At 43.1% G+C, this 11,390-nt stretch carries 11 protein-coding genes; 4 read left to right on the forward strand and 7 right to left on the reverse strand.

The window, feature by feature from the left end:
* Positions 1 to 55: 55 nt before the first annotated feature.
* Positions 56 to 1,036: a lytic murein transglycosylase gene (locus GFB47_RS07495; RefSeq protein ID WP_153447417.1), complete on the reverse strand. Its 981-nt coding sequence runs from the start codon at positions 1,034 to 1,036 to the stop codon at positions 56 to 58.
* A 33-nt stretch (positions 1,037 to 1,069) separates the two neighbouring features.
* Positions 1,070 to 1,345 carry a YcgL domain-containing protein gene (locus GFB47_RS07500; RefSeq protein ID WP_153447418.1) on the reverse strand — a complete coding sequence of 92 codons (276 nt, stop codon included), beginning with the start codon at positions 1,343 to 1,345 and terminating at the stop codon, positions 1,070 to 1,072.
* 225 nt (positions 1,346 to 1,570) lie between these two features.
* On the opposite strand from GFB47_RS07500, the gene minC reads away from it, so the two are divergent.
* Genes minC through minE form a run of 3 tightly spaced genes read left to right on the forward strand, consistent with a single transcriptional unit; the run spans position 1,571 to position 3,322 of the window.
* Complete coding sequence (minC, locus tag GFB47_RS07505; RefSeq protein ID WP_153447419.1) at positions 1,571 to 2,236, forward strand: septum site-determining protein MinC; 666 nt, start codon at positions 1,571 to 1,573, stop codon at positions 2,234 to 2,236.
* A gap of 11 nt (positions 2,237 to 2,247) precedes the next feature.
* Entirely contained in the window at positions 2,248 to 3,060 is an 813-nt protein-coding gene (gene minD, locus GFB47_RS07510; RefSeq protein WP_153447420.1) for a septum site-determining protein MinD, read from the forward strand.
* Between the two features lies 1 nt (position 3,061).
* Complete coding sequence (gene minE / locus GFB47_RS07515) at positions 3,062 to 3,322, forward strand: cell division topological specificity factor MinE (protein WP_153447421.1); 261 nt, start codon at positions 3,062 to 3,064, stop codon at positions 3,320 to 3,322.
* 100 nt (positions 3,323 to 3,422) lie between these two features.
* Here minE and rnd read toward each other — a convergent pair whose 3' ends face one another.
* From rnd to GFB47_RS07540, 5 genes are all read right to left on the reverse strand, one after another.
* Positions 3,423 to 4,541: a ribonuclease D gene (rnd, locus tag GFB47_RS07520; RefSeq protein WP_153447422.1), complete on the reverse strand. Its 1,119-nt coding sequence runs from the start codon at positions 4,539 to 4,541 to the stop codon at positions 3,423 to 3,425.
* Between the two features lie 87 nt (positions 4,542 to 4,628).
* On the reverse strand, positions 4,629 to 6,332 hold the full coding sequence (fadD, locus tag GFB47_RS07525; RefSeq protein WP_153447423.1) for a long-chain-fatty-acid--CoA ligase FadD: 1,704 nt from the start codon (positions 6,330 to 6,332) through the stop codon (positions 4,629 to 4,631).
* Positions 6,333 to 6,451: 119 nt separating this feature from the next.
* Positions 6,452 to 7,393, reverse strand: coding sequence for an alpha/beta fold hydrolase (locus GFB47_RS07530; protein WP_225874254.1), 942 nt, complete (start codon positions 7,391 to 7,393; stop codon positions 6,452 to 6,454).
* Between the two features lie 5 nt (positions 7,394 to 7,398).
* Entirely contained in the window at positions 7,399 to 8,115 is a 717-nt protein-coding gene (tsaB, locus tag GFB47_RS07535) for a tRNA (adenosine(37)-N6)-threonylcarbamoyltransferase complex dimerization subunit type 1 TsaB (protein ID WP_153447424.1), read from the reverse strand.
* A gap of 181 nt (positions 8,116 to 8,296) precedes the next feature.
* Positions 8,297 to 10,213 (reverse strand): ATP-dependent DNA helicase, encoded by a 1,917-nt coding sequence (locus GFB47_RS07540; RefSeq protein ID WP_153447425.1) that lies wholly within the window; start codon positions 10,211 to 10,213, stop codon positions 8,297 to 8,299.
* 194 nt (positions 10,214 to 10,407) lie between these two features.
* Here GFB47_RS07540 and purU point away from each other — a divergent pair, with 194 nt between their 5' ends.
* Positions 10,408 to 11,250 (forward strand): formyltetrahydrofolate deformylase, encoded by an 843-nt coding sequence (gene purU / locus GFB47_RS07545; protein WP_153447426.1) that lies wholly within the window; start codon positions 10,408 to 10,410, stop codon positions 11,248 to 11,250.
* Positions 11,251 to 11,390: the final 140 nt, after the last annotated feature.

Raw genomic sequence — 11,390 nt, forward strand, 5'->3', positions numbered from 1 at the left:
CTCAGCAAAAAAACCAGCCACCGAAGTGCATTCCTACCTGTCGTAAGTAACTGTTTTAAATGCTATCTGCGAGAGAGCTCACCGCTAAAGCAAAATAATAAGAACGGTTCCATTTCATCAGCACATTATAGTTGTTATAAACGAGATAACTGCGACCGGACTCATCATCAGGCATGATCAACCAAGCTTTAATATCTTGATTTAACTTAGGTAATGGCTTGCCATCTAAACGGGTGATTCCTAATTTACTCCACTCTTGTAGCATTTTACCTTTGCTTTCGTCGCGGCCTTGTAAATTTTGATCAATACCCACTGGCACATGAATTTGACGCCCCCAAGTATAGGTATCATCCCACCCTTCTTGCTTAAGGTAATTAGCCGCTGAAGCAAAAACATCCGCTTTGGTGTTCCAGATATCTTTTTTACCGTCACCATTGCCATCTTGGGCAAAAGATAAAAATGAGGTTGGCATAAACTGACATTGGCCCATCGCACCTGCCCATGACCCTTTCATATCATCAGCACTAATATGCCCTTGTTCGATAATGGTTAACGCGGCCATAGTTTGTTTGCGGAAAAGGGCTTCGCGGCGACCATCAAAGGCAAGTGAGGTCAAAGCGTTAATCACATTATAGTTGCCAGTAAAGCGACCAAAATTACTTTCAACCCCCCATAACGCGACAATAAAACGAGGCTGTACTCCATACTCTTTACCAATTCGTTGCAAGTCATCAAAGTTCTCATGATATAAACGCTTAGCTTGTTTTATTTTCCAATCGGGTACTGCGCGCGGAATATATTCATCTAAAGTGAGTTTTTTTTCTGGCTGATTATTGTCTGCTTTTATTGCTTTAGGCTTAAACGTGACATTTTTGAATGCGGCATCAATTGTAGTTTTACTAATACCCGACTCACTCGCTTGAGTTTTCAACTTTTGCACATAAGATTGAAAATCATCTTTTTCGGTAGCGTATGATGACACACTCACACTGCAACCCAGTAACATCACGGCAATCCCACTCCATGCTTTTCTCATTATACTTTCCTTACTTATAAATATTTAAAAGCTCTATGACCGATTTTGTTTATTCGCTTTATATTCTTCTAGCAGATTGACTGGCGGTGGGGGCAGTTGTAAGAAAAAACCATCGTCTTGCAGGGATTGTTTCACTTTTTCGATATCGACAGTGGCAAGTTTGCGCCCTTCCATTTTCATCACCATCACAAACTTTGGGGTTCCAAACATTTGCATTAGAGTCTCTGGCACACTAGAAAAGTCATCTTTTTTAGAAATATAAAGGTACATCCCTTCTTTTTTTCCGCTTTTATAAACAGAACACAACATAACTCATTCCTTAATAGATGGTTCTCTAAGCAATTATTTGACAAGCACTTAACTCAGAGAATATTGAGATAGACTATAACAAGAACATCAGAAATTTGTTATCATTTTACATTGCTAAACAATTGCTAGGTTTTCTAAGCAAAAAGGCTATTAATAATAGATTCTCTCTGGTGCTAACCAATTGTGCATTCAGCCATTTATTTAATCGTTAGGGTATTCACTCATATGGCCTCAAAACCAGATTTAAAAGGCAGCAGTTTTGCACTTTCTGTCTTGAAACTGACAGAAGATAATGTCGAAAACTGTCTACAATTTTTACACAACAAGGTCGATCAAGCGCCCGCATTTTTTACTCATGCTCCTTTGGTAATTAATATTGAAAATGCACCCCAAGTTGATATTGATTTCAAAGCACTGCATCAAGGCGTAGTTAAATCTGGCATGATCCCAGTTGGGGTCACAGGTTCAAACAGTAACACGGTAAAAAGCTTAGTTCATGCTGCCGGATTTGCAGTGATGTCCACTAGCAAAACACCGTATCAAGCACCGGCTGAAATAGTGCCTACCAAAGTAATACGCACTCCAATACGCTCAGGGCAGCAAGTTTATGCCAAAGATTGTGATTTAGTGATCTTAAACCATGTCAGTGCCGGCGCAGAAGTGATTGCCGATGGTAGTATTCATATTCATGGTACTTGTCGTGGCCGTGCATTAGCTGGAGCCAGTGGACAAAAAAATGCCAGCATCATTTGCCAAGATTTACAGGCCGAACTGGTGTCTATTGCCGGTAATTATCAGCTTATCGATCAAATCGACAGCCAATTTTGGCAGAAAAAAGTCTTACTTACATTGCAAGATACACGCTTGCAATTTGAACTACTCAGCATTTAAAAGGAAATAAAATGGCACGTACTATTGTCGTGACGTCCGGTAAAGGCGGTGTGGGCAAAACCACATCCAGCGCAGCAATTGCCGCTGGCCTTGCGTTACGCGGAAAGAAAACCGCTGTAATTGATTTCGATATCGGTTTGCGTAATTTAGATTTAATCATGGGCTGTGAGCGCCGTGTGGTGTATGACTTTGTTAATGTTATCAATGGTGAAGCCACGCTAAACCAAGCATTAATCAAGGATAAGCGCTGCAAGAATTTATACATTCTACCTGCTTCTCAAACGCGAGATAAAGATGCATTAACCCATACGGGCGTAAAACGCGTCCTAACTGAACTGCATGATATGGGCTTTGATTACATTATTTGTGACTCCCCTGCCGGTATTGAGCAAGGTGCGTTAATGTCACTCTACTTTGCTGATGAAGCGGTGATCACTACCAACCCTGAAGTCTCATCGGTGCGTGATTCTGACCGTATTTTAGGCCTGCTTGATTCTAAATCGTTACGCGCAGAGCAAGGGCTTGAGCCGGTTAAACAACATTTACTGTTAACTCGCTATAACCCAGCGCGCGTCACCTCCGGTGAGATGCTAAGCGTGGAAGATGTGGAAGAAATCCTACATATTCCTTTAGTTGGCGTGATCCCAGAAAGTACCTCTGTTCTTAATGCTTCTAACAAAGGTGTTCCAGTTATCCATGATGATGAGTCTGATGCTGGCCTTGCCTACAGCGATACTGTTGAGCGTTTGTTAGGTGAGGAAAAGCCATTTCGCTTCTTAACCGAAGAGAAAAAAGGCATCTTTAAGCGTTTATTTGGAGGTTGATATGTCGTTATTAGAATTCTTCCGACCTAAGAAAAAAGACACCGCTAACTTAGCAAAAGAGCGATTGCAAATCATCGTTGCCGAGCGTCGCAATCAAGGCAGTGCTAGCCCTTCTTATTTACCCCAGTTGAAAGAAGACATTTTGAAGGTGCTAAGTAAGTATGTGGATGTTGATCCGCAAATGGTCAATGTGAGCTTAGAACAAAGCGATGATGATTTGTCGGTACTGGAGCTAAACATTCAGTTACCAGAGAAAGACTAACGTCACAGCTACCTCTATTGGCTAGCTGTTTCTAGACTACAAAAAAGCCGATATGTCACTTCACTGGTGACATATCGGCTTTTTTTATTACACCACCCGGCTACTCCATCATTCCATTCAAACGATCACCTAACACATCTTTGCGCCACGTTTTCATTACATCGGGCAATTTGGCTTCATTGCGTTCATGTTTCCATACCCAAGTAATAAATTGATTCAGCTGTTTTTTCGAGGCTAAAAATTCAGAGGCTAAACCTGTGTCTTCTGACGCCGCTTTCACTTCATCTTTTAGCACTTTAAACAATTGTTTATAGTCTGGGTTGTCCATTAAACGGGTGATTTTAGCAGGCCATTGCTCACTTGGCACGGCTTGAGCTTGCTGCACTAAATGAATAAGTGTGTTGCCGTGGCGACGGATCTCACGTTGATCGAATCCAGCCGCGTCCATTAAGCGCAAACTGGTCATTTGTTGGCGACAAATCTCTAGCATGTTGGCTTCTTTAACCACGAAGTTCAGTGCTAGATCACGCTTGATCGCTTCTTGTAAGCGCCATTTTGCCATTATTTTAAGAGTCGCTAATTGCTCAGGAGTTAAAATCCATGCTCCTTTCACATTTAGGTAGGCTTTATTAGGATCGACTTTCTTAATTCGTTTTTTGATCAAGGCTTGCGATTCTTGCATCGCCGCTTCGCTCCAACCGGCATCTTCGACCGCTTGTTTTAGCTTTTGATACAACGGCAATAAGTAGTACACATCGGCCGCAGCATATTCCATTTGTCTTTGTGTTAATGGGCGGGCCAACCAATCAGTGCGCGACTCACTTTTATCTAACTCAACGCCAAGAAACTCATTCACTAAAGTCGCAAAGCCCGTCGATAATCCATTACCTAAAAACGCCGCCATTAACTGGGTATCAATCATCGGTGTTGGGATGCACTTAAAGGCGTGTTGGAATACTTCAAGATCTTCGCCACAAGCATGCAGCACTTTAAGTACCGACTCATCTTTTAATAGCGAGGCTAAAGCGGACATATCGTCAATCGCGACCGGATCAATCAATGCCAGTTGCTCACCATCGTACAACTGAATCAAACCAAGTTGAGGATAATAGGTGCGGGTACGGACAAATTCAGTATCGAGCATCACAACATCGACTAAACGAGCCTGTTGGCATACAAGTTCTAGTGCTTCCGTAGTGGTAATTATTTTATAATTCACAACAATCCTTTTTAAAGTACAACAATGCCAGCTAAATCGTTGCTGGCATTGGATACAATATAATAATTTAATTAATTTACTTTATGTTCAAGCTGTTTTTTGCGACGCTGATTTATCAAGATTTGCAATATTTTCATCACGCAACTCACGGCGCAAGATCTTACCAACATTACTTTTTGGCAACTCATCTCTAAATTCAACCACTTTTGGTATTTTATAGCCGGTTAAGTGCTCGCGACAGTGGGCAATCAACTCATCTTTATTTAGGCTCGCATCACTTTTTACTACATAAATTTTTACGATCTCACCAGAGTTCTCACTCGGTTGACCAATGGCAGCTACTTCGAGCACTTTACTGTGCATCGCCACCACGTCTTCAATCTCATTGGGATAAACATTAAAACCGGAGACTAAGATCATGTCTTTTTTACGATCGACAATAAACATAAAGCCTTCGTCATCAAAGCGCACAATATCGCCAGTCGATAACCAACCATCTTGGGTGATCACTTCTTTGGTCGCTTCGGCCCGTTTCCAATAGCCTTCCATCACTTGTGGGCCACGCACTTGCAGCTCACCAGTTTGATCAAACGCCAAGACATTCCCTTCATCATCGATAATACGCACATCCGTCGATGGCATTGGTAAACCAATCGAACCATTATAGTCGGTTAAATCATGCGGATAGGCTGCTACTAATGGTGAACACTCAGTTAAACCGTAGCCTTCTAGCAAGTAGCGATTGGTAATGTTATGCCATTTTTCGGCCACTGCACGTTGCACAGCCATGCCGCCGCCAACCGCGAAACGTAAATGGCTAAAATCTAATTCTTTAAAATCTTCATTATTGACTAATGCATTAAATAAGGTGTTCACCCCTGTAATGGCGGTAAATGGGTATTTATCTAACTCTTTAACAAAGGTCGGAATATCTCTTGGGTTAGTGATCAGCAAGTTACGTCCACCCACTTCCAAGAATAATAAGCAGTTTATCGTTAGTGCAAACACATGGTATAGCGGCAGCGCGGTGACCACTAATTCACGACCATCGCGTAGGAATGTGCCATAGGCCCCTTTGGCTTGCAGTACGTTCGCCACCATATTACGGTGGGTTAAAATCGCGCCTTTGGCAACGCCGGTTGTGCCACCCGTATATTGTAAGAACGCAATATCATCGCCCTCAATAAATGGTTTAACATATTGCAAACGGCGACCACGGTACAACGCTTTACGAAAAGAAATGGCACCGGGTAAATGATATTTTGGCACCATACCTTTGACGTACTTAACCACGAAATCGACCACAGTCCCTTTCACTTTCGGCAGCATTTGCCCAAGACTCGTTAAGATAACGTGTTTAATGGGGGTATTGGCGACCGCTTTTTCTAAGGTATGGGCAAAGTTCGAGACGATCACGATCGCTTTAGCATCGGCATCGCTAAGTTGGTGTTCTAATTCGCGTGGGGTATACAGCGGGTTGACGTTAACCGCGATCATACCGGCGCGTAAAATACCGAACAACGCAATCGGGTATTGCAGTACGTTTGGCATCATTAATGCGACACGATCCCCTTTCTTCAATTTGAGATCATTTTGTAAATAGGCCGCAAAAGCACGACTGCGCTCTTCGAGTTTACGGTAGGTCATCACCGAGCCCATATTCATAAAGGCAGGTTGGTCGGCAAATTTATGTACCGATTGCTCAAACATATCGACGAGCGAAGAATATTGATCTGGGTTGATTGTTTCAGGTACGTCTTTTGGGTAACGTTTTAGCCACGCTTTTTCCACGTTAATTTCCTTTCTTATTGTTATCTTAAGCAACGAGTATTTTCATTTTAGGCAATGATTATTTTCCATCTCAAGCAGCTAATGCTATTGAAACAGGTTACGCACTATTAACAAAAATCTCATTTGCTTGAATCACACTTTGACTCAACATTTTTAGTGATTGTCGAATCCAGTTCAAACTGTTGGATAAATTGCTCAATGAGCTGAGCAGTTTTGTGCGGTTGTTGTAGATGACAATGATGCCCACCTTCAACCTCCACTTGTTGTATGTTAGTTAAACTTGGTATTCGTTGGGTCGCTTGTTTGATAGCGGGATAACCCTCGGTACCTAATATCAATAAATTAGGGCATACCACTGCCTCTAAATAATTGAGTGCTTGATCTTGGGTCATACGGTACAAAGAATCACAACGAAGTTTAGGATCGTATCGCCATTGCCAACGCTCACCATCAAACACACAACCACGAGTAATTAAAGGCTCAAGTTGATCAGCGCTTAATTGGTTGGCATGCATTCGGTGTTGTAAGGCTTGCGCTTTCGAGTCATAACCGCGTAATGGTTTAGCCGCAAATCTTTGTCGGTTGAGTATCCCTTTACGCAGACGTTGCACACTGTTGTCCGCCGATTCGGCTAATGGCCCTAACCCTTCAATTTGAATCAAAGCCAGCACATTTTCTGGGAAGGCGGCACTATAACAACTTGCGATCAAAGCACCAAGTGAATGACCGACTAAAATCAGGTTTTTGGGCGCTATTTGGCGTAATAATTGCTGAATATCGGAGATATAGTCGTGAAATGGATAAAAATTACTCGTCGATTTATGCTGAGATAAACCATGCCCAGGTAAATCAATCGCCAAGTAATGCATCTTGTTATTGTCGATTGAGGGCGGTAATTGCTCAAGCAATGAGGTGAAACTGGCGGCGTTATCTAGCCAACCATGAATAAAAACCACGCTTATATCGGCATCTTGCGCCGTGCTATGTTCTAAACCCGCAAGGCACAAATGAGGTAAGCTAATGCGGGTTTCTTGTAAGCAAGTAACATGGATTAAATTCAAATCGCTTACTCACGCCCAGGCAGTTTTTTCCAGGTGACTTTATCACGCAGATAAGTCGGGCTTGCTTGTTCAGCTTCTACGCTATTGCCTTTGCGCCATTCAAACTGAGCCAATACCGCAATATCTTGCGCTTCAGGGTATAAAACATCACCTTGTACTTGTGACAAAGGTAAATCTGCCAGTGGCTCTTGATACGCCTGCCAACCAGTACCGGCTTGAGTCCAATCCCCTTGTGCCTTAACAAGATGGGCAACAAGTTCACTTGGCGGGATCACACATTCAGCCTGACCATCATCAATCGCGATCGCACTCCATTGACCATCGGTTTGACGTTGGTATTGTCCCCAATAAATCTCACTCATGCGGGCATCAATGGCTGCGACCACTTTCTCTGATTGATGCTGACGGTAAGTTGCCTGCGCCATAGCAGCAAGCGTTGAAATACCAATCATCGGCAACTCAGCGCCAAAAGCTAAACCTTGCGCAATACCGATGCCAATACGAACGCCGGTAAAGCTGCCCGGTCCGCGACCAAACGCCAGCGCATCTAAATCATGTAATGACACGCCTGCTTCTTTGAGTACTTCATCGACCATAGGTAGAATTTTTTTGGTGTGATCACGCGGCGCAATTTCACTGCGCGTATAAAGTTGGTCGTTAATCATTAATGCAACAGAGCAATTTTCTGTTGATGTATCTAAGGCAAGAATTTTTGCGCTCATGTAAGCCTCAAGCTAATTTATTTTAGTTTTAAATAGAATAATGTTCTCAACATCCAAACCGTGCTGCCGATTGCGAAAAACATCTAACCCTCACAGGGCACTGAGAAAGTATCACTTTCTACTGTTGTTCTTTTCTTCATCAATAACACAGATCAAACGGTATTTTTTCTCTATAGCGCGATTATTGTGTCAATAAAAACTGGGACACTTTATTGAGATCCCGAGTGCGTGGGATCGGTGGCAAACTTTGTAAAAATAAGCCGCCGTAATCGCGTGTGACTAATCGATTATCACAAATGATCAGCACACCTTTATCGGTTTCATCGCGAATTAATCGCCCCACTCCTTGCTTTAAGGTGATCACCGCATCGGGCAATTGTACTTGTGCAAAAGGTTCTCCGCCTTTTAAACGGCAATCTTCAATTCGCGCCTTTAACAGTGGATCATCTGGAGCGGTAAAGGGTAATTTGTCGATAATAACACAGCTTAAGGTGTCGCCTCTAACATCTATCCCTTCCCAAAACGCGCCAGTAGCGACTAACACCGCATTACCTAACTGCATAAACTCGTTTAGCAGTTTTTGCTTACTGGTTTCGCCTTGCACTAAAACCGGAAGATCTAACGACTCCCGAAATAAATCCGCTAGCTGACGCATCATTTTATGCGAGGTGCACAAGAAGAAACAACGTCCTTTATTAGCGACGATCACCGGTGCTAACATCTCGGCCAGTTTGTCCGCCAAACCAACACTATTGGGCTCAGGTAAGTAACGAGGCACACATAATAACGCTTGGTTAGGATAATCAAACGGGCTTGGCAGAGTAAATTGCTGCTTAGGCGTAATGCCAAGCCGTTGAGTAAAGTGACTAAAATCATCTTTGACCGCTAAGGTCGCCGAAGTGAAGATCCAAGCGCCTTGCTTTTGTTCAATTTGTTCCTGAAATTTATCCGCCACCGACAGCGGGGTAATATGCAGCGTAAAGTGACGCGGCGAACATTCATACCAATATGAATAGCCGGTAATACTGGTGTCACACACTCGCAATAATCGATTTTTGATCAAACTGGCACGTTCATAAGCGGTATCTAATAGCTGGCTACGACCTAAGGCGATTTTTAACACTTCCAAAGCTAAATCAAGCGCCTCATGCAAACGTTTAATTTCACGCTGCACAGCGACCGATTTAATTGCTTCTCGCCAATTGCCACGCATTTGAGCATTGGTTTCACCCAAAATAATCCGTAGATCCATAAAGGTTTGAGTGATCTTGAGCGCTATTTTTTGCAACTGGCGCATGTCTTTGGCTTCGGTGCGATAACCAATTTCAATGTCTTTGGCCAACTCTTGCATTTGACGACTGGAAATCGACTGGCCAAAATACTGACTGGCAATATCGGGCACTTGATGCGCTTCATCAAAGATAAATACATCGGCCTCAGGAATAAGCTCACCAAAGCCAGTTTCTTTGATCGCGAGATCGGCCAAAAACAAATGATGATTGACCACCACGACATCAGCGTCCATCGCTTTTTTACGCGCTTTCAAAACAAAACAATCTTGATAACTGGGGCATTCTTTGCCTAAACAATTATCATTGGTTGAAGTAATGGTTGCGATCACTGGGCTGTCTTCGGCAATGTCATCACATTCGCCTAAATCGCCACTTTTACTGCTGGATGACCAAGCTCGAACTTTCACTAAATGAGTCAGTAACTCAGGGTCGGCTTCATTGCTGTGGCTTTCCACCAGCTGACGACTGAGTCGATCAAGACACAAATAGTTAGATCGCCCTTTTAGCAGCGCTACATAGCCCATAAACCCGAGTGCATCGACCATTTTAGGTAAGTCACGGTGAAACAGTTGTTCTTGCAGATTTTTTGATCCAGTGCTGATGATAACTTTCTTGCCACTTAATAATGCAGGAACCAGGTAGGCAAACGTTTTACCTGTCCCCGTGCCCGCTTCCACCACTAATTGATGTTGATGAGTGATCGCATCTTGCACCGCTTGCGCCATATCGATTTGCGGCTGCCGTGGTTGAAAACCGGGAATGGCTTTACCTAATGCGCCGGAGGCTGAGAATGTTTTGGCTATCATCGCATCTTGTCTTAAAAAGAAATTAGCGCAATTATGACAGCTTTAAGCAACAGGTGAAATGAATGTGATTGAAACCGATCGGAATAATGGCGGGTTGTCGTACCAAGCTCGCTTGATATGCTTGCCTAAAAGTTCAATGACCGTTAGATTATCAGTATGTGATCTCTATCAACCTCTTTATATTTGGAAGCAGTATGCTAAACACAGAACGTAAAACCCTGCTCACTCATTGTAGCGATGAATACGGCTTAATCGCAAAAATCACTAATATTTGTTACCAACATAAACTCAATATCATCCACAATAATGAGTTTGTTGATAACGCCAGTGGCCACTTCTTTATGCGCACTGAACTGGAAGGCATTTTCCATGATGACGAATTATTAGCCGATTTAGATCAAGCGTTGCCAACCAACAGCAAGCGCTCGCTTATCAGCTCATCACGTAAAAAAGTGGTGATCATGGTCACCAAAGAAGCCCATTGTTTGGGTGATATTTTAATGAAAGCCTACGATGGTAGCTTAGATGTTGAGATTGCAGCGGTGGTCGGAAACTACGACAAGCTGCAAACCTTAACGGAACGTTTTGATATTCCGTATCATCATATTTCACACGAAGGTTTAACTCGCGAGCAGCATGAAGACAAAATGCTCGATGTGATTAAATCTTACGATCCGCGTTATGTGGTATTGGCCAAATACATGCGAGTGCTCACCGCCAATTTTGTGGCGCAATTTCCGCATAAAATTATTAATATCCACCACAGCTTTTTACCTGCGTTTATTGGCGCGAAACCATATCAACAAGCATTTGATCGCGGCGTAAAAATCATTGGTGCGACCGCGCACTTTGTTACTAACGATCTCGATGAAGGCCCTATCATTAAGCAAGACGTGATCCCAGTGGATCATAACTTTAGTGCCAGTGATATGGCGCAAGCGGGCCGGGATGTGGAGAAGAATGTATTAAGCAAGGCGTTAAACAAGGTGGTCAATGACCATGTGTTTGTTTACGGCAATAAGACGGTGATTTTGTAAGGTCATATCTTAACAATAACGTTTTTGAAAAAGCGAGGCATGGGTTAACCGTGATCTCGCTTTTTTCTTTATTGCGGCAGCCCAAAGCGAGATCCCCTGTCTCTTCGCTTCGGCTCATGCATGGGATGACGGGTTTTGAC

The sequence above is a fragment of the Vibrio algicola genome (assembly GCF_009601765.2).
GTDB lineage: Bacteria > Pseudomonadota > Gammaproteobacteria > Enterobacterales > Vibrionaceae > Vibrio > Vibrio algicola.

Bases quoted from the DNA above. Each gene is read 5' to 3' on its own strand.
- GFB47_RS07540 (WP_153447425.1), bottom strand. From the start codon at position 10,213: ATGATAGCCAAAACATTCTCAGCCTCCGGCGCATTAGGTAAAGCCATT.
- minE (WP_153447421.1), top strand. From the start codon at position 3,062: ATGTCGTTATTAGAATTCTTCCGACCTAAGAAAAAAGACACCGCTAAC.
- tsaB (WP_153447424.1), bottom strand. From the start codon at position 8,115: ATGAGCGCAAAAATTCTTGCCTTAGATACATCAACAGAAAATTGCTCT.
- minC (WP_153447419.1), top strand. From the start codon at position 1,571: ATGGCCTCAAAACCAGATTTAAAAGGCAGCAGTTTTGCACTTTCTGTC.
- GFB47_RS07495 (WP_153447417.1), bottom strand. From the start codon at position 1,036: ATGAGAAAAGCATGGAGTGGGATTGCCGTGATGTTACTGGGTTGCAGT.
- purU (WP_153447426.1), top strand. From the start codon at position 10,408: ATGCTAAACACAGAACGTAAAACCCTGCTCACTCATTGTAGCGATGAA.
- minD (WP_153447420.1), top strand. From the start codon at position 2,248: ATGGCACGTACTATTGTCGTGACGTCCGGTAAAGGCGGTGTGGGCAAA.
- GFB47_RS07500 (WP_153447418.1), bottom strand. From the start codon at position 1,345: ATGTTGTGTTCTGTTTATAAAAGCGGAAAAAAAGAAGGGATGTACCTT.